The following is a 19150-nucleotide window of genomic DNA, read 5'->3' on the forward strand; positions in this document are numbered from 1 at the left end:
CTTCTTTCTCCGGTGTTCCCCTTTCCTTTTCTAACTATTTTTTATCCGTAATTGAAATCACATAGGGGTGATAAGCATTAGTTTTATAAGACCCCACCCAAATTTCATATTTTCCCGATAACCATTGACCCTCAATATTAGGATTCATGTCCTTACCATCATCATTACACCAACTTCCCCCCGGCCCTCGAATCACTAAAACTGTATCTTCGCTACTTTGGACTTGAAGTTGTAAATAATCAAAAAAAGTGGTTAAAATTATCGTATGATCGGGTTTTTGATCCACATAACCTTGACAAGTTCCGGTTTCGGTTTGTTCTCGTCCGGTGATATCCTTGGCTAAAGTTGGCCCTCCACTTAATCCGCGAATCAGCAGGGGGTTAGGGCTGAATTGAGGACTGAGGGTAATATTTTCAAACATGGGGGTCGATGCGCCGTTAAACGGTTGAGCTTCAACTGAACGAGACAGTAATAACCCAACCGTCACCATCACAACGCCCAATGCTAAGTTTTTGAGAGTGGCATTAGTCATTGTTAGAACTATTTTATTATGATTTTTTACCCAGGATTTCTTCTTTGAGGGTATTAAAATCTGCACTGATTTCTTTACGATTATCTGCTTTGAGGAGATAACGATAAATAAACCAAGCTGAATATCCTAAACCAACGGTTTCAAAAGTGGGTTTAATTAGAGGAATTTCATTAATAATTTCTACTAATCCCACTAAAATCTTGAAGGTGATCAAGAAGGCAACAATTAAACCGACCGTGGTTAAAGGACGTTTGTAATCTTTAAAGAAACTTCCTAAATTTTCGGGAAGTTCGGATAAAAATGCGATAATTTCTTCTTTCATAGGTTGTACAGATTGGTTAACAGAATCATAGGAGAAAATCGTGGGAGAATCAATCACCACTTCAACTTTACTAGCACTGGTCGGTTCAGCATTGAATAAAATTTCCGTTGCTAAAGTATTAACCCATTTCGGTTGATCTTCAACTAAAGGTTCCGGTGTGGGTTCTTCGACGACAACGGCAGGTTTTTCCTCTACAAGAGGAGGTTCTTCTGCTATAGTTTGTTCCACAATCGGTTCCGGCGTGGGTTCTTCCTCAACTACGGGAGTTTCCACAATTACCACAGGTTCGGGTTCCGGCGTTTCTGCAACTACGGGAATTTCCACAATTGCCACAGGTTCGGGTTCCGGCGTTTCTGCAACTACGGGAGTTTCCACAATTGCCACAGGTTCGGGTTCCGGCGTTTCTGCAACTACGGGAGTTTCCACAATTGCCACAGGTTCGGGTTCCGGCGTTTCTGCAACTACGGGAGTTTCCACAATTGCCACAGGTTCGGGTTCCGGCGTTTCTGCAACTACGGGAATTTCCACAATTGCCACAGGTTCGGGTTCCGGCGTTTCTGCAACTACGGGAGTTTTCACAATTGCCACAGGTTCGGGTTCCGGCGTTTCTGCAACTACGGGAGTTTCCACAATTGCCACAGGTTCGGGTTCCGGCGTTTCCACAACAGGTTCTTCCACGATAATAGGTTCTTCTATGGGCAATTCCTCAGCTACTGGTTCTTCTACAACCAAAGGCGGTTCTGAAGATAGGGATGGGGAAGTATCAACTCCCGTTTCTTCCTCAGATTCTGATGTGGGAATTGGATCAACTGTAGACTTAGGTTTTTTAGATTGGGAAGAATTGCCTTTTGCATCGGATGATTTGCGAGATCTGGGAGAATTTGACATAATATCTGCCTCGTTAAATATTAACCCGGTAAAACAGTTTGAAAACGAATTAAATCAATCCCTTTTTGATGGAACAATAACCAAGATTCAATTAAATCAGGGCCGTGCATGGTTCCCATCAAAGCTGCTCTGAGCGATCGCATTACTAACCCTTTTTTGACGTTGGTTTCTTTCATCGCACTATTAATTATTGCTTTAGCAGCATCCGATGTTAAGGGTTGATCTCGTTGTTGGGTTATTTTATCCTGAATTGCCTGCACAATTGCGATCGCATTTTCCTGTTGCAATTGAGTGGTTGCTTCTTCGTCTAACTCAACGCTTTCGGTGAAAAATAATCGGCTCATTTCCACCGCATCTTTAAGAGTTGTTAAACTAGGGCCAATTAAAGCCGTAAGCTGTTCTAACCAAGATTGATCAGTATTAGAGTCAAATTGATAACCAGCTTCTTGCCAATAGGGAATTAATAACTGAGTTAATTCCGGTATCGGCATTTTATGAAGATATTGGCTATTAATCCAATTTAATTTATCCCAGTCAAACTTTGCCCCAGCTTTATTAACCCGGTCAAAACTAAAGTGTTTTGCTGCGGTTTCTAAGGTAAATAATTCTTCAGTAGCATCAGGTGGAGTCCAACCCAATAACGTCATATAATTGGTTAAGGCTTCTGGAATATATCCCATATTTCTAAAATCAGAAATCGAGGTCACACCATCCCGTTTGGATAATTTACGACCCTCAGCATTCAGAATTAAAGGAGTATGACCGAATTGGGGAATATTGGCATTTAATGCTTCATATAAAAGAATTTGTTTAGGCGTATTAGAAATATGATCTTCCCCTCGAATCACCTGGGTAATTTTCATATCAATATCATCAACAACCACCACAAAATTATACAGAGGTTGCCCAATTTCACCCCCACTAGAAGCCCGCGCAATCACCATATCGCCGCCCAAATCACCGCCCTTCCAAGTGACTTTTCCCCGGACTAAATCAGTCCAACTAATTTCTCGATTATCGTCTATTCTGAAGCGAATCACCGCTTGACGACCTTCGGCTTCAAAGGCGGCTTGCTGTTCGGGGGTAAGGTGACGATGGCGGTTATCATAGCGAGGGGCTTCATTTCTAGCCTTCTGCCCTTCTCGCATGGCATCTAGTTCTTCTGGGGTACAATAGCAACGATAGACTAAACCCTTCTCCATCAGCGTTTGAATGGCTTGACGATACAGGTCTAAACGCTCAGATTGATAAAATGGCCCTTCATCCCAGGTTAGACCTAACCAAGTTAACCCCGTGAGGATATTTTCCGTATATTCAGGGCGAGAGCGTTCTAAGTCGGTATCTTCAACCCGCAGGAGAAAAGTCCCCCCTTGATTGCGGGCAAATAACCAGTTAAATACAGCAGTTCTGGCAGTTCCTATATGTAAACTTCCGGTAGGACTTGGGGCAAGACGAACTCTAACAGTCATAACTTATATCAATTTTTAATTTAACATAGATCGTGAAAACGCACAGATATCGTCATCTTACCATTATTAAGTTCCCTCTCGGCAGGAATTTTTCTCTAAAGCAGGTTAATAGTCAAGGTTTTTCAAAGACTAAAAAATGTTGTTGGGGTAAAAAATCTTGAGTTTCTTTCCAGTTTAAACCCACGGCAGCCATTTCTTTTTTGACTTGTTTTTCTGACATTTTATGCAGTCCTTTAATTAAGATTAAAGGATTTTCTTGACGATATTCTAATAATACCACCCGTCCCCCTGGTTTTAAGGCTTTGACAATTCCTTGCATCATTTCTTGAGGATATTGAAATTCATGATAAGCATCAACCATTAGGGCTAAATCAAGGATTGATTCGGGTAAATTCGGGTGATCTACGGTTCCCAAAATTGGTTCAATATTTTCAATATTTTCTTGGGTTTTAACAAAATTTATTAGTGCCAACATTTCCGGTTGTACATCCACGGCTAAGACTTTTCCCTGGGGAACTAAAGGACTAATTCTAAAGGTAAAATATCCCGTTCCCGCCCCAATATCAGCGACAATATCGCTGGGTTTTAAATTTAAGGCTGCGATCGCTTGTTGGGGTTGTTCGGAGGTTTCTCGACGGGGACGTTCCAACCATCCGGCTCCCTCATGACCCATCACCTGAGCAATTTCTCTCCCAAGATAAAATTTTCCTATGCCGTCGGGACTGTGAAGGGTGCGGTATTCATAGACAGAATCAACCCTAGGTGGAGTTAAGGCGATACTGGGGTCGGGGTTGATACATCCGAGCAGAATCACGGCAATACTATAAAAAATGGGGAATAAATACCGACATAAAGATTTGATCATTGTTTACCGAAAAATTACAACTCTTGTTAAACTGGAAAAAACAGTACAAAATAAAAATCGGGTGCAATTATTTCATAGGAGAACTAGACCTTGCATCAAGAATATAACAAATTAGTGCGCGATCGCATCCCAGAACTGATTCAAAAATCAGGATCTCAGTATGATATTACAACGTTATCAGAAATCGAATATCGTCAAGCCTTAAAGGATAAACTGCTAGAAGAAGCCCAAGAAGTAGCTCAATCTTCACCTAATGAATTAGTACAAGAATTAGCGGATTTATTGGAAGTGATAGCAGCATTAATGGAAGCCCATGGAATTGAAGATGAACATATTTTGTTAGAACGGGATCATAAACGAGCCGAAAAGGGAGGATTTGAACATAAAATTAAATTACTCTGGACTGAATCTACTTAATTTTTACGCAGATTAATTATGGCTATTACAAGAATTAAGATTGCTAAAGATAAAGCAGAATTGGTGCGATCGCTCACAGAAATAGAAAGTAAAACCGGGCCATTTCAAACCTATGCTGATGTCATTGCTTTTGCGGCATTATTAGGAAAACGGCGCAAAAAACGGATTCCGATTGATGGGCTTTCTAAACGTGATCCTGGGCCGATTTCTATGGAAGTTTTTATTTCTCGGGGATATGATGCAATTATTAAATTAGTAGCGATTGCTGAAACCCAAAATATCAAACTTCTATCTCCGTTTCAACTAGAAGCGGAAGAAGAAAGAGCCTTAATTTTTGAAGAATATGCCAATGGGGGCTTAGAAATATTACGAGATGAATGTCGCGGGACGGTTGATTATTCAGATCAATTACTATTGATCTTAATGGCCGAACACGATCGCCCATCCCAAATAGAAGGCGAATTTGATTTAAGTCGTTTTCTGGGTTAAATTTTCCTGGGAATCCTAATATTGTATCCCAAAATAACCAGAGTTGCTTTTGGGGTACAACATTCCCATAATATCAAATACCAGTGAAAGAGAAGAAATAGAAATCTAGCGGTATTGGGAAAGTCTAAAAATATTAATTCAGGGGAAAATACCAATTTCTTGTAATTCCCCCGTTGACTATTACAACCTACGATTTCCCATTGCCATTAGCCGCCGCCAAAATCCGTTCCGTTAACTTTTCAGGAACTTCCTGTAAACGATCAAATTGCCAATTAAAATAACCTACTCCTAAAGTTAATGAACGCAATTCTACAATTAAATCCTGCATTTCCGCCTGGGGAATATAGGCAGAAATCTTATCCCATCCCTTCCAGTCCGACATCGGTTCAAAGCCTAAAATTTGCCCCCGTCGTCCAGTAATTAACTGAAACATTTGGGAAGTAAAATCACTCGGTGCACAAATTTCAACCGAAGTAATAGGTTCCAATAAAATTGGCTCACATTTCTCCATTCCCGACTGCATTGCTAACCGGGCAGCCTGTTTAAAAGCCTGTTCCGAACTATCAACTGCATGATAGGAACCATTAGTTAATGTCACCGCTATATCTACTACTGGAAACCCTAATGGCCCCTGGTTTAAATAGTCTCGAACTCCCGTTTCCACCCCCGGAATATATTGACGGGGAACCGAACCCCCAACAATAGTTTCCCCAAAATTAAACCCTTCCCCGCGAGGCTGAGGTTTAATATCTAAATACACATCCCCAAACTGTCCATGACCACCACTTTGATGTTTATAACGGCCGTGGGAATTAGTAGTTTTGCGAATCGTTTCTTTATAGGGAATACTCGGTAAATTAGTTACCATCGGTAAATTATATTTACGCCGTAACCGATCTAAACTTACTTGCAAATGAATTTGACCTTGACCCCATAAAATAATCTCGTGGGTATCACTATTTTGTTCCCAATTTAACGCCGGATCTTCATCTAACATTTTAGATAAAGCCGTACTAATTTTAACCTCATCTTTACGGTTTTCTGGAGTAATAGCCCAGCCATAAACCGCAGGAAGTAAAGCCGCTTTTGGTAAGGGATTTTTTAATTGATTTCCTTGAGTGGTTAAAGTATCTCCAGTTTGAATTCCTTCCATCCGTCCCAAAGCCACAATTTCCCCAGTTTTTGCTGTTTGTACGTTTTGGGTTTGTTGTCCGGTCATCCGATACATTCCCCCAGGTCGTACCCCATTTAATGTCATACCTTCGGTCAGTTCCCCCTGCCAAACCCGCACCAGGGAGAGCTTACCGCCTTGGGGGCTATAATAGGTTTTCAACACCTGGGCAATGGGCAACCCTTCCGAGGATTTTAGCCTCCGACGTTCTGCGGTAATATTCGGTTCTGGAGCTTCCCGAACTAAGGCATCCAACAGCACCCGCACCCCGTGATCTTGTTCAGCAACTCCTATTAATACCGGGACAATTAAATCCGCCCCCAATTCCATTTTTAAATCCTTAACAATTTCATCTTGAGGCGGTTCAATTTCTTCTAATAGTTCTTCTAATAAATGATCGTCAAAATTAGCTAACTCCTCTAACATTGCTTGACGGGCGAGGTGTTCAGCCTCTTTTAAGGATTCTGGAAAGGGGACTGGATCAGACGGAGCACCGGAATGATAATGATAGGCTTGTTCGGTAATTAAATCAATAAAACCGACCAATTGTTCCCCGTTACCAATGGGATATTGTTGGGGAATTACTGGACGGGTAGAAACTGATTTTAAGGCATTTAAGATTTCAGTAAAACTGTTAACGCAACGTTCTTCATCGGTACAAACCCGATCCATTTTATTAATAAAAACCAGATGGGGAATTTCCCAATCATCTAAGAATTTGAACAGAGGAGATAGGGTTAAAATCCGGCCGGGATCAGCTTCACAAACCACAATAGCTAATCCAGTACCGATTAAACCATTATAGGTTTCTTGGGCAAATTCTACAGAACCCGGACAGTCTAAAAAGGTAAAACGAATGCCACCATATTCGGTACTAGCGGCATTAACTTCTACACTCATATTTCGTTCTTTCGCTTCTGGAGAACTATCTCCAACCCGGTTAGTATCTTTTGCCGTTCCCTTGCGAGATGTGGCGGCCGTGACGGATAAAATACTCTCTAAAAGTGTGGTTTTTCCGCTTAAATAGGGGCCGACAAGGGCAACATTACGGAAGTTTGTTACAGTTTCTGACATATTTTTTCTCCACGAATATAAATTATAAATTCTGGTTTCTCAATTCGCCTACTCTAATAATTTAAAGAGTTTTTGCCACAATTTAACATCTGGTTAATCAAAAAAAACATTATGAATTTATTACAACTTTTGTAAATAAATATTAAGTTAATTAGGCTAAGGATTTAAAAAAGCCCGTTGTTGGGCTTTAGCCCTAATAAAGATTGGGCTTTAGCCCAACAACGGCCAAACAACGGCCAAACAAACTATTAAGCAGGTTCAGCTAATCGGGGTTCTAGTTTTCCTTCTCCATCTAATTGATAGAGATCATCACAACCCCCAATATGTTGATTATTAATAAAAATTTGGGGAACTGTGCGTCGTCCATTTGCCCTTTCTGCCATTTGATTTCGGGCGACATCATCCCCATCTATTTTATATTCTGTGAAATTAACCCCTTTCCACCATAATAATAATTTAGCCCGAATACAGTAGGGACAGGTCTGCCAAGTATAGATTTCGACGTTAGCTTGATTTCGTTCAGGATGGCGACCGAATAAAGCATTAAGAGCATCTAACATGATAAAATTCCTAGAGATCAACAATAGTTTATTTTAACTTAAACCTATTTCTATTTTTCGGGTAGCGATCGCTCAAACCCTAATTAAAAATTATAATTAAACCGTTTCAATTGAGCTTTCATTTTATTAATTAGCTTAAATTCTTTAAAAATTAATCCATAGTAATGCAAAGAAAATAAAATATTAATCACAAAGAAACCCAGGGTTAAAATAAATCTAAATACCGTAGAAAAATTGAATTCAGAAGTCATTGTAAAAACGGAAAAGATAATTGAGCAAAGCCCAAAACCCGCCGCAAAAGAACTAAGAATCAGTAAACGTACCTTAGCCATCATAAGTGAAACTTTATTAATAAGAATAAAATCCAGTCATATAGTTGATCCGTCACTAAGTATAAGTACCGGATCAAACTGATTATCACTATACAACTAAATTTCAAAGGATGACTGAAGGAATCGGAGTTTTTTCAAAATAGCAGTATTCCCCATTCCCTATTACCCATTCCCCATTACCTATTACCCATTACCTATTACCCATTCCCCATTACCTATTACCCATTACCCATTACCTATTACCCATTCCCCATTCCCCATTCCCCATTCCCCTATTTCCAGACAAGGGCTTTCCATCAACCTCTGGGAGTCAATGGTGACTGTAACACTCCGTTACCTTTGACCCCTGACAAAAAGCCCAAACCCTATAATATCTGGCAATTCCAGCTTACATTTTCTCCAACTCCTTTTTCAGCTTTTCTAACTCATCATCTACGGGAGCACTACTCGTCGCCGTTGTTTGTCCGGGGGGTAGGGACTGGGGAGCGGGGCTACCGGAAATCTGGGCTTTCAGGGCAGCTAATTCGTCATCCACATCACTTCCGGCTTCCAAAACTGCAAATTTGCTTTCAAAATCTGAACCCGTCAGTTCTCCAGCCGCTTGAGCACGTGATTCTAACTGCAACACTTTATCCTCCATGCGTTCAAAAGCTGAGGTCGCTCCACTGGGATTAATACCCCCCAATAAACCCTGTAACTGTTCATTGGCTTTGGCTGCTTGCGCCCGGGCTTTGAGCATATTTTTCTTGGTTTTGGCTTCAGAGATTTTGCTCTCTAACTGAATTAAATTGCGCTTGAGGCCATCCACCTGAGCTAATTGTTGATCCAGAGTCAATTTAATAGTATTAGCCGTTTCCGTGTAGCCTTTTTTGCGCTGTAAGGCTTCTCTGGCTAACCCTTCTTCCCCTTTTTGCAGGGCTAACTTGGCGCGAGACTCCCATTGGTTTGCTTGGGACTGAGCTTGATTATACTGTTGTTCACTGCGTTTTTGATTGGCGATCGCTTGGGCAACGGCCTGACGCAACTGCACCAGATCCTCCTGCATATCAATGACCGCCTGATCCAGAATCTTCTCTGGATCTTCGGCTTTGTTGACCAGATCATTCAAATTGGCTCTGACAAGACGGCTAATGCGATCAAATAATCCCATGACGCTGTTCTTCCTTTGACGGTGTACGGTTTTTGATTACCTCTATCTACAGTTTAACCAAATCGGAGCAAGAAGTCCCACCTCCTACTCGATAGGGAGTTGATTATAATTCAGATATGGTGATTTTCAGGAGGATAACTGTCCTGTTTGATAGCTGGAATAATCAACTTTTCTCCTTGTTGTTGATGGGATTGTAAGAATATCAAAGTCGGCATTTACTATAGCAATCCTAAATAGGTTGTAATATTATTAATACTGACATGAAATAGCTATAAGTATTATCCGGTGTTCCCTCCCCCCCTAGCCCTCCGTGCACGGAGGGCTAGGGGGGGCTGTTCCGGTGTTCCCTGCTATAACTGAGATCGGGGTAGCCCAAAATGCCGAACGAATTACCGAAGCCGCCACCAATGCCGCCATCTCCGCCGAACAGTTGGATCGCTCGATTCGTTCGATTAGCACCATCACCCAACAGGCAGATGAAATTACCCACGAAGTCATGCACAGTCCGAACAAGTAGCAATAGCCATGAGGGAACAGTCAAAAGCAATTCAACAGATGATCGAGGCGATTAAAAATATTACTCAGAAAATTAATTTAATTCGGAGTTCAAATGTTGAAGCCTCCATTGACTTAGCGATTCCTCATCCTTGAGATTGATGCCCATTCAACCCATGACAACCCTGCGATATCAATACTAATTATTCTCTGGAAGAATGGATAGCCAAAGCTGATAAACTGATGTATGAACATAAACATACTAAATACATCAGCAACTTGCATTGATTGGTTAACCCCTTTTCCCCCGAGGTTTTTATGATTCACTCAACTCACTGGCGTTCCCTCTATTCTTCTGTACAATCTGTTCCTGAAATCTGGCCAATTTTGGATCAAAATGTTGGTCAAATTATTGCTTTAGATGACCCCCACGGGAAACCCGAATTCCGTCTGAGCTATTCCCAACTATGGGAAAAAATTCAACAATTTGCCACGGGGTTACAAAACTTAGGCATAGAATCCACCACCAATAGTCTACCACCACGGATTGCTCTGTTTTCCGATGATAGCCCCCGTTGGATCATTGCGGATCAAGGGATCTTAACCGCCGGAGCCGCCGATGTGGTACGCGGGGCGACGGCTGACCCCTTAGAATTGGCTTATATTCTTAAAGATAGTGGGAGTACCGCCCTAGTTGTCGAAAACTTTTCCCTATTAAAAAAATTGCGATCGCAAATTGAAGATTTACCGATTCAATTTGTAATTTTATTATCGGATGAAACACCAAATTCCAGAGATTTACCGACTATTCCGGTATTGAATTTTAATCAATTAATTGAAACTGGAAAAAAAACAAGTCTCAAACCTTCTAAATCTCACCAAAACACCTTAGCTACCCTGCTCTATACTTCGGGAACAACCGGACAACCGAAAGGAGTAATGTTAACCCATAAAAACCTATTACATCAAATTAATGCCATTCCCGATGTGATTCAACCCGAACCCGGAGAAATATTTCTGAGTATTCTTCCCACTTGGCATACCTTCGGACGCACCGGACAATATTTTTGTTTATCCCAAGGGTGTACGGTTGTTTATACCAATATTCGCTATTTTAAACAGGATTTAAAGCAATTTAAACCCCATTATATGATTAGTGTGCCTCGAATTTGGGAAGCTATTCATGAAAGCGCCCAAAAACAATTTCGAGAACAGTCAGAACAGAAACAAAAAATTGTTGATCTCTGCTTTTCCTTGAGTGAAAAATACATTTTTGCCCGTCGTATTGCCCAGGGATTAACTTTAGATTTAAAGCCCGCTTCTGCTTCCGAAAAACTTCTGGCTCAGTTAAAAACTTGGGTATACGCTCCCTTTCAAATTATCGGCGATCGCTTAGTCTATCAAAAAGTGCGAGAAGCCACCGGAGGACAACTCAAATTTGCCATTAGTGGGGGTGGCTCCTTGGCTATGTACCTAGAAAATTTCTATGAAATCGTCGGAATTAAATTATTAGTCGGATATGGTTTGACCGAAACTTCCCCGGTATTAAGTGCCCGTCGGGAATGGCATAATTTACGCGGATCATCGGGAAAACCCATCCCAGAAACGGAACTTTGCATCGTTGACCCCGAAACCCGTCAAATTCTGCCATATTATCAAAAAGGATTAGTCTTAGCCCGGGGGCCCCAGGTGATGACCGGGTATTTTGAAAACCCCCAAGCGACGGCTAAAGCCATTAATGCCGAAGGTTGGTTTGATACCGGAGATTTAGGTTGGTTATCCCCGCAAAATGACTTAGTATTAACTGGTCGTGCTAAAGATACTATTGTTTTAACCAATGGCGAAAATATCGAACCCCAAGCCATTGAAGATGCCTGTTTACGCAGTCTCTATATTGATCAAATCATGTTAGTCGGTCAGGATCAAAAAAATTTAGGAGCATTAATTGTTCCGAATTTAGATACTTTAAAACAGTGGGCAATTCGACAAAATCTGACCCTGAAACTACCTGAAGAAACCGTCACCCAAACTCAGGAAATCACCCTAGAGAGTCCCATCATTCAAAACCTATTCAGGGAAGAACTCAACCGGGAAGTTAAAAACCGTCCAAGTTATCGAATTGATGATCGGATTGGCCAATTTCAGTTATTGGCAGAACCCTTTTCCATGGAAAACGGAATGTTAACCCAAACCTTGAAGGTCAAACGCCCCGTTGTAATGGAACATTACCGCGATATGATTAACGAAATGTATAAAACCGTCACCCGCTAACGATTGAGTTTCTCTGCTCCATGCCAAGTTAAATCGAAATGGTTAACTCACGGTGATTACCTTCCTAAACCTCTTTGTGATTGTGTAAGGGTGACATTTACGTTACCCCTACGTTGCGCGGGTGACGGCGAACTGATAACGGACACAACATAACCACTTATGGATAATCTCAAACAATTACTGTTGAAACGACCGATTAATGTGAAGGCGGTGGTCACAAACCGTTGGAAAGACGAAGCCCAACAGCAACTTCAAGTCCAAATCAATCAAATTGATAGTCAGTTGCAACAGTTAGAAATCCAAGGACAACGCATGGTGGCGGAAATTAAACGCCAAAGCCTGCAACCTCTTGGCCCGGATGCGATGCAAAAAATAGACAGTATCCAAGTTGAGGTGAATGAACGGAAAAGTCAACTCTTAGAGCAGAAAAATCAAAACTTGCAACAACTCCAACAGGTGCAAACCCTAGAACTAGAACAGGAAGTTGTTCAAGGACAAATTGAAAGTATTTTTACTGTGGTAGAAGGCGACAATTTGGTTACCAAAATGCAAGTAGAAATTCTTCTACGAGATGGTTTCATCGAAGAAATTCGCGGCGATATTTAAAGGGTTTCGGTTAACGGTCTTGTTTGGCGTTAACCGTTAACAGTCAACCCCTATTGATAACATTTGAACTCTATTTCTTTTAACGCTTATGGCCATTCATGAAGTTTTTATGCCCGCCCTGAGTTCCACCATGACCGAGGGTAAAATCGTTTCTTGGCAAAAATCCCCCGGTGATAAAATTGAAAAGGGCGAAACGGTCTTGATCGTTGAGTCCGATAAGGCGGATATGGATGTGGAATCCTTCTATGAAGGGTATCTGGCCACGATTATTACTCCGGCCGGAGAAGCTGCCCCCGTGGGGAATACCATTGCCTTAATTGCAGAAACCCAAGGGGAAATTGAACAGGCCAAACAGAAAGCCGCCTCTGCTACCCCTGCTACCCCCGCCGCCGTGGCTCAACCCGTTGCAGCTAGTCCCGTGGCGACGGCCGTTGTCGCAACCCCAACCCCTCCTAACAATGGCCGGATTATTGCCTCGCCTCGCGCCCGCAAATTGGCCAAGGAACTGAATTTAGATTTAGCAACCTTAACCGGAAGTGGGCCGAATGGTCGGATCATTGCGGAAGACGTGGAAACAGCATCGGGACGTCCGGCTGCGGTTCAGACTCCCTCCCAAATCCCGGCTCCGGCTGTTAGTAAGCCCATGACAGCCCCAACTCCAGCAACTGTTCCCTTGGGTCAAGTCGCCGCGATGAATACCCTCCAAAACGCCGTGGTCAGAAATATGACCGCGAGTTTATCGGTGCCGGTATTCCGGGTGGGATATACGATTACAACGGATGGGTTGGATCAGCTTTATAAACAACTGAAATCTAAGGGTGTCACCATGACGGCACTCTTAGCAAAAGCGGTGGCAATGACATTACAAAAACATCCGATTTTGAATGCCAGTTATGTAGAAAATGGGATTCAATATCGGGCGGGAATTAATATTGCGATCGCGGTGGCTATGCCCGATGGTGGTTTAATTACTCCGGTATTAAAAAATGCCGATCAAATTGATCTTTATTCCCTATCTCGGACTTGGAAAGATTTAGTTGAAAGGTCTAGGGCGAAACAGTTACAACCCGATGAATATAGCAGTGGAACCTTTACCCTCTCCAATTTAGGAATGTTTGGAGTCGATAAGTTTGATGCGATTTTACCTCCGGGTCAAGGTTCAATTTTAGCCATCGGTGCGTCCCGTCCCCAATTAGTGGTTTCTGCCGATGGTTCTATGGCGGTTAAACGTCAAATGCAAGTGAATATTACTTGTGATCACCGGATTATTTATGGGGCGGATGCGGCAACATTCTTACAAAGTTTAGCTAAATTGATTGAAACCAATGTTCAATCGTTGACTATGTAAATTCGTTGTTGGGCTAAAGCCCAAGAATATGGAGGGCTAAAGCCCAAGAATATGGAGGGCTAAAGCCCAACAACAGCCCAACAACAGCCCAACAACAGCCCAACAACAGCCCAACAACAAAACTTAATCATTGGTAAATTATGAAAGCAGTTCTCATGACAGAAGTTGGGGAACCAAATGTTTTACAACTTCAAGAAATACCCGATCCTCAAATTAAATCTGATACTGAGATTTTAGTCCGTTTAAAGGCGGCGGGAATTAATCCGGTTGATACCAAATTACGCAGTCGGGGTACTTTTTATCCCGATCAAATGCCCGCTATTTTGGGTTGTGATGGGGCGGGAATTGTAGAAGCCATCGGTTCAGAAGTTAAAAAATTTCAAGTCGGAGATGCGGTTTATTTTTGCAATGGGGGTTTGGGTGCAGAAGCGGGCAATTATGCGGAATTAGTTATTATTGATGAAAAATTTGCCAGTTTGAAACCCCAAAGTTTGAGTTTTGTGGAGGCGGCGGCGGCTCCTTTAGTTTTAATTACCGCTTGGGAAGCATTGTATGATCGGGGACGATTACAACCGGGACAAAAGGTGTTAATTCATGGCGGTGCGGGTGGGGTGGGTCATGTAGCGATTCAGTTAGCCCTATTACAAGGAGCAGAAGTTGCCACAACCGTTAGTTCTGCCGATACTGCGGCTTTGGTGCAGGAGTTGGGGGCAGATTTAGTAATTAATTATAAAGAAAATAATTTTGTCGATCAAATATTAGAATGGACGGGGGGAGAAGGAGTTGATTTAGCTTTTGATACTATTGGCGATGGGGTTTTTTATCAAACAGTTTTTGCGGTTAAAAATTATGGGGATTTGGTAACTATTTTAGAACCCGATCCGAAATTAGGAAATTTGAAAGAGGCTCGGTTACGGAATTTAAGAATTAGTTTAGAGTTGATGTTAACGCCGATGTTACAAGCTCGGATTCATGATCAATTGGATCAAACTAAAATTCTGCAACAATGCGCCCGATTAATTGATGAAGGGAAATTAAAAATATTAGTCAATAAAACTTTTCCCTTAGCATCAGCATCGGAAGCTCATCAACTATTAGAAGCCGGAGGAATGAAGGGTAAATTAGTCTTAACAATAGAATAATTGAGATAAACAGTAGAGACTGAGGATATGAATTGCACAATATAAATCTCCGTTCCTATCCTCTGTCTAATTTTAATTGATAATAAACGCAGAAACTAAGTTCGATAATCTTTCACATAGAATTTACCATATCTAATGTCAAAATACCCCTATATTTATTGACAACTAACTCCATCATTTCTAGCCATTGAGAACCTATTAAAATTTCAGGCAGTTCATCGCCAACATGAACTGGGATAATAAATTCTTTTCCATCCAGAATCACTTTGCCTTCATAGATATCAAAAAACTCATCTCCCGGCGCTGTCTGCATCTCGACTTGGGGAGCAATTAAAGACCATTGTAAGGCTTGTAGGTCTTGAGAATTAATCGCCAGCCAACCTGTGGTAAAACCAGTGTCGAACAACACTTCTACTGGAAAGGATTCACCATGAGTTGCAATTAATTCAATTTCAAAGAATAACTGCCCATTTTCACCAAATGTGCCTGCGATCATATCATGCCACAGGTTCCTCTTTCATTGAGACGAAATGCGGTCATTTTAATATCTTGTTCGCCATAAATCTCGCGTATTTTTTCAATTAACTTGGGTAATTGGGGTGCAATTAAATAATCTTCACTATCAGGTTCGATAGCAATGAAATAATTATAATATTCATCTATTAATTGGGGGCGTAGTCTTTCAAATATCGCTCGGCAACGCAGACCTAATTGAGTTCTTTCTGCTTTGCGTTTTGCTAATTCTTCGGGGGGGATGGTATTTGCTTTTGAGATTCTACCCCGTCTTACTTGTCGCTTCTCTGATAAGTTATTCATGTTTTTGATAAAGTAAATTCCACTATAGCAATCCTAAATCAGTTGTAATATTTCCATCTATCTCGACCCCTCCCAACCCTCCCCTTAGTAAGGGGAGGGCTAGGGTGGGGTTCTATATTCTGATCGCAAATCATTTAAGATTGCTATATGTTTTATTATAGCTAATAAATATTATTTTGTTAAGTTAGGGATGGGAGAGTTGCGATCGCTTGTACCTTGTTATTAAAGGGATGGAAAAAGGGCGATCGCGCTTTGAAATTGGGGGATGGGAGAGGCGCGATCGCCTATTTAGAGTTTGCTGAAAAAAGATGAAAAGCCTAGAGAGTCGGGAGGAGGAGAGGGCAGAAAGGGATAATGGTGCAAGGAATTAGTGTATATAGCAAGAGGCAATAGGGAATAGGCAATCTCGCTATAGGTAAATACTTACTGTAAGCAGCTTTTAGCTTTCAAGAATGTCCTAATAGATGTGGCGACTGCTATAGCAATCTTAAATGATTTGCGATCAGAATATAGAACCCCACCCTAGCCCTCCCCTTACTAAGGGGAGGGTTGGGAGGGGTCGAGATAGATGGAAATATTACAACTGATTTAGGATTGCTATATAAATCATTCTGTTCCTTTTCTGTTACTTTTTCAGCAAGCCCTATTTCTACACCTAACTATATTTAACCACTAAAGCTCTAGTAAAAACTGGGGCTTTTTTTTGTGCGATCGGATTGAATTAATTTTCCTAGCGAGTGGGGAAAGTAAGTTTGTTTGAGTTTTAAAAGGGTGTTTTTGGAGTTTTTCAAAAGTTGAAAAGTTAGAGATTTTGTCGCTACGGAAGTCTCTAATTTTTTCCTATTTGCGGAGTCGAGTGGAGTCGAAGCCTTTTCGATTTCCGCATTAATAAAAGACTTCGACTAATTTTGTCTTAACTACCTATTTCTAGGTAATGACAAAGGAATTTGCCGTAACCCCGGCTGGGGAATTGCCTTTACTGCTAGAGCGTCAGGCTGGGGACAGTATTCTTGCGGTAGAGGTGTCCCCCAAAGTTAGATTACTCGAAATCTACTCTTTTTGTCAACAGTTACCTCTCACATTAATAAAAAACTTCGACTAATTTTGTCTTCACGTTTCCAATCAATTAATTTCCCTAGCGAGTAGGGAGCCTGTTGCGATTCCGGTTGAAGTGGTGATCGAGGTCGAGTTTCCAATCAATTAATTTCCCTAGCGAGTAGGGAGTTACAACAAAGGAATCTCTAAATGACAAGTGAAACAAGTTTCCAATCAATTAATTTCCCTAGCGAGTAGGGAGACGAGACTTTCAAACTGTGTGGCATAGTGGACATACTACTGAAAAACTGTTTCCAATCAATTAATTTCCCTAGCGAGTAGGGAGGCACAAAAAGGATGTTTGAACATAATGATTTCCTCTGGTAGGTTTCCAATCAATTAATTTCCCTAGCGAGTAGGGAGGTATGACGACAGACTTGAACTTGTCATGGAGCATCCAAAGCTGTTTCCAATCAATTAATTTCCCTAACGAGTAGGGAGTTAAACATTACTTTACAGGAAAAGGAATTGATAAGGGTCTTGTTTCCAATCAATTAATTTCCCTAACGAGTAGGGAGTGTAGGAAATTTGACGGACACAGTGAAAAACTGCGAGTTTCCAATCAATTAATTTCCCTAACGAGTAGGGAGACCAAACAATTCACAGCCGAAACCGTTGAAATCCTCCACTGTTTCCAATCAATTAATTTCCCTAACGAGTAGGGAGAATTCTATTTCTGCTATTGATGCAGAGATTCTACTTGATGTTTCCAATCAATTAATTTCCCTAACGAGTAGGGAGCCTTTCCTCGCAAAGTTAATGGATAAAGAGTTAGCTAGTTTGTTTCCAATCAATTAATTTCCCTAACGAGTAGGGAGTAGTACCAAGGACGTTTATATAGTTCGTAACTTTGTGTGTTTCCAATCAATTAATTTCCCTAACGAGTAGGGAGGTAAGGCTAGATAACTAGCCTTACTTTAAGAGTTTCCAATCAATTAATTTCCCTAACGAGTAGGGAGTCCTCCACCTAATCGGTGGAAACCTGCTTTAGCTGCTCTTGCGTTTCCAATCAATTAATTTCCCTAACGAGTAGGGAGTTATTATCTAAAGGCTTCAACAATAAAGTATATGCAGTTTCCAATCAATTAATTTCCCTAACGAGTAGGGAGTGTCAGATATTGTAAGATCAATCCGTGCAGAATTGAATCTAGGGAGCAAAGTTATTGATTGCTACCTGTTCCCCAATGGCGAGACTCCCTACTCGCTAGGGAAATTAATTGATTGGAAACTTATTAATTTCGTCATAGGGGTTTTGAACTTTCGACCGGACTCCCTACTCGCTAGGGAAATTAATTGATTGGAAACAGGAAGGAAGACACTGACCAGGAATCAGTTCAATCTTAGCTCCCTACTCGCTAGGGAAATTAATTGATTGGAAACACATTAAATGGAACTCTGTCAAGAAACTTTCTCGACTCTCCTATCCTCCCTACTCGCTAGGGAAATTAATTGATTGGAAACCCCGCCCCGTAGACACCCTGAGACATGGCTCGGAATGCTCCCTACTCGCTAGGGAAATTAATTGATTGGAAACCTCGGTTTAAATCAGGAGACATCAAAACTTCGATTTCAACACCCTCCCTACTCGCTAGGGAAATTAATTGATTGGAAACTGGCGGTCACCATGTCTAATTTAGACATAATCTTAGAGGTACTCCCTACTCGCTAGGGAAATTAATTGATTGGAAACACTGAGTACCATCAGAGGATTCACACCAGTGTCAAGTGCAGCAACTCCCTACTCGCTAGGGAAATTAATTGATTGGAAACTGGATTGCTCATTGACTTAACAGCATCAATAAGCACTGCTGAACTCCCTACTCGCTAGGGAAATTAATTGATTGGAAACTTCCGGCTAACAGGTGCATCAAATCATTGGCTAATCTCCCTACTCGCTAGGGAAATTAATTGATTGGAAACCATTGATAATCAAGCCAACTTTCAAAGCATTCATCTTGATAATTTTTCTCCCTACTCGCTAGGGAAATTAATTGATTGGAAACGGGAGAGTAAACTTAACAGCACCTTTGAGAAAGGAAGGACCATCCTCCCTACTCGCTAGGGAAATTAATTGATTGGAAACAGTTCATACACACATGAAACTATAT

Annotated in this window: 18 protein-coding genes and 1 CRISPR repeat array (1 of these 19 only partly in view); of the genes, 8 read left to right on the forward strand and 10 right to left on the reverse strand. The window is 41.3% G+C overall.

The window, feature by feature from the left end; translation table 11 throughout:
- Positions 1 to 34: 34 nt before the first annotated feature.
- The 4 genes from NMG86_RS18720 to NMG86_RS18735 all read right to left on the reverse strand — a co-directional run bounded on the left by NMG86_RS18720 (position 35) and on the right by NMG86_RS18735 (position 4076).
- The gene (locus NMG86_RS18720; RefSeq protein WP_026785674.1) at positions 35 to 532 is read right to left on the reverse strand and encodes a hypothetical protein; all 498 of its coding nucleotides are present in this window, start codon (positions 530 to 532) and stop codon (positions 35 to 37) included.
- 16 nt (positions 533 to 548) lie between these two features.
- Positions 549 to 1742 carry a CAAD domain-containing protein gene (locus NMG86_RS18725; RefSeq protein ID WP_499103716.1) on the reverse strand — a complete coding sequence of 398 codons (1194 nt, stop codon included), beginning with the start codon at positions 1740 to 1742 and terminating at the stop codon, positions 549 to 551.
- 20 nt (positions 1743 to 1762) lie between these two features.
- Entirely contained in the window at positions 1763 to 3211 is a 1449-nt protein-coding gene (gltX, locus tag NMG86_RS18730; protein WP_026796240.1) for a glutamate--tRNA ligase, read from the reverse strand.
- 112 nt (positions 3212 to 3323) lie between these two features.
- Positions 3324 to 4076: a class I SAM-dependent methyltransferase gene (locus NMG86_RS18735; RefSeq protein ID WP_026796241.1), complete on the reverse strand. Its 753-nt coding sequence runs from the start codon at positions 4074 to 4076 to the stop codon at positions 3324 to 3326.
- A gap of 90 nt (positions 4077 to 4166) precedes the next feature.
- On the opposite strand from NMG86_RS18735, the gene NMG86_RS18740 reads away from it, so the two are divergent.
- Both NMG86_RS18740 and NMG86_RS18745 read left to right on the forward strand, forming a co-directional pair.
- On the forward strand, positions 4167 to 4493 hold the full coding sequence (locus NMG86_RS18740) for a nucleoside triphosphate pyrophosphohydrolase (protein WP_026796242.1): 327 nt from the start codon (positions 4167 to 4169) through the stop codon (positions 4491 to 4493).
- An 18-nt stretch (positions 4494 to 4511) separates the two neighbouring features.
- Positions 4512 to 4982, forward strand: a complete 471-nt coding sequence (locus NMG86_RS18745; RefSeq protein WP_026796243.1) for a DNA phosphorothioation-associated protein 4 — start codon at positions 4512 to 4514, stop codon at positions 4980 to 4982.
- Positions 4983 to 5169: 187 nt separating this feature from the next.
- Here the strand turns inward: NMG86_RS18745 and NMG86_RS18750 are convergent, their stop codons facing one another.
- The 4 genes from NMG86_RS18750 to NMG86_RS18765 all read right to left on the reverse strand — a co-directional run bounded on the left by NMG86_RS18750 (position 5170) and on the right by NMG86_RS18765 (position 9269).
- On the reverse strand, positions 5170 to 7227 hold the full coding sequence (locus tag NMG86_RS18750; RefSeq protein ID WP_026796244.1) for an elongation factor G: 2058 nt from the start codon (positions 7225 to 7227) through the stop codon (positions 5170 to 5172).
- A 248-nt stretch (positions 7228 to 7475) separates the two neighbouring features.
- Complete coding sequence (grxC, locus tag NMG86_RS18755) at positions 7476 to 7787, reverse strand: glutaredoxin 3 (RefSeq protein ID WP_026796245.1); 312 nt, start codon at positions 7785 to 7787, stop codon at positions 7476 to 7478.
- An 83-nt stretch (positions 7788 to 7870) separates the two neighbouring features.
- Positions 7871 to 8038, reverse strand: a complete 168-nt coding sequence (locus tag NMG86_RS18760) for a hypothetical protein (protein WP_233422924.1) — start codon at positions 8036 to 8038, stop codon at positions 7871 to 7873.
- Between the two features lie 469 nt (positions 8039 to 8507).
- A complete protein-coding gene (locus NMG86_RS18765; RefSeq protein WP_026785664.1) occupies positions 8508 to 9269 on the reverse strand; it encodes a PspA/IM30 family protein in 762 nt (253 codons plus the stop codon).
- Between the two features lie 340 nt (positions 9270 to 9609).
- Here NMG86_RS18765 and NMG86_RS18770 point away from each other — a divergent pair, with 340 nt between their 5' ends.
- From NMG86_RS18770 to NMG86_RS18795, 6 genes are all read left to right on the forward strand, one after another.
- On the forward strand, positions 9610 to 9786 hold the full coding sequence (locus NMG86_RS18770; protein ID WP_158295776.1) for a hypothetical protein: 177 nt from the start codon (positions 9610 to 9612) through the stop codon (positions 9784 to 9786).
- A gap of 8 nt (positions 9787 to 9794) precedes the next feature.
- On the forward strand, positions 9795 to 9920 hold the full coding sequence (locus NMG86_RS18775; RefSeq protein WP_264477046.1) for a hypothetical protein: 126 nt from the start codon (positions 9795 to 9797) through the stop codon (positions 9918 to 9920).
- A 162-nt stretch (positions 9921 to 10082) separates the two neighbouring features.
- Complete coding sequence (locus tag NMG86_RS18780) at positions 10083 to 12035, forward strand: AMP-dependent synthetase/ligase (RefSeq protein WP_026796246.1); 1953 nt, start codon at positions 10083 to 10085, stop codon at positions 12033 to 12035.
- A gap of 159 nt (positions 12036 to 12194) precedes the next feature.
- Positions 12195 to 12641 carry a YlqD family protein gene (locus tag NMG86_RS18785; protein WP_026785661.1) on the forward strand — a complete coding sequence of 149 codons (447 nt, stop codon included), beginning with the start codon at positions 12195 to 12197 and terminating at the stop codon, positions 12639 to 12641.
- Positions 12642 to 12729: 88 nt separating this feature from the next.
- On the forward strand, positions 12730 to 13989 hold the full coding sequence (locus NMG86_RS18790) for a dihydrolipoamide acetyltransferase family protein (RefSeq protein ID WP_043939096.1): 1260 nt from the start codon (positions 12730 to 12732) through the stop codon (positions 13987 to 13989).
- Positions 13990 to 14129: 140 nt separating this feature from the next.
- The gene (locus tag NMG86_RS18795) at positions 14130 to 15131 is read left to right on the forward strand and encodes a zinc-dependent alcohol dehydrogenase family protein (RefSeq protein WP_026796248.1); all 1002 of its coding nucleotides are present in this window, start codon (positions 14130 to 14132) and stop codon (positions 15129 to 15131) included.
- Between the two features lie 112 nt (positions 15132 to 15243).
- Here the strand turns inward: NMG86_RS18795 and NMG86_RS18800 are convergent, their stop codons facing one another.
- Together NMG86_RS18800 and NMG86_RS18805 are read right to left on the reverse strand one after the other, a co-directional pair.
- Positions 15244 to 15627: an aspartyl protease gene (locus tag NMG86_RS18800; RefSeq protein WP_026785658.1), complete on the reverse strand. Its 384-nt coding sequence runs from the start codon at positions 15625 to 15627 to the stop codon at positions 15244 to 15246.
- Positions 15624 to 15947 carry a hypothetical protein gene (locus tag NMG86_RS18805; protein ID WP_026785657.1) on the reverse strand — a complete coding sequence of 108 codons (324 nt, stop codon included), beginning with the start codon at positions 15945 to 15947 and terminating at the stop codon, positions 15624 to 15626. The genes NMG86_RS18800 and NMG86_RS18805 overlap by 4 nt, the downstream gene beginning before the upstream one ends.
- A 2288-nt stretch (positions 15948 to 18235) precedes the next feature.
- A CRISPR array of direct repeats spans positions 18236 to 19150; the repeat unit is 36 nt; unit sequence CTCCCTACTCGCTAGGGAAATTAATTGATTGGAAAC; it runs 131 nt beyond the window's last position.

The sequence above is a fragment of the Planktothrix rubescens CCAP 1459/22 genome (assembly GCA_904830895.1).
Lineage (GTDB): Bacteria > Cyanobacteriota > Cyanobacteriia > Cyanobacteriales > Microcoleaceae > Planktothrix > Planktothrix agardhii.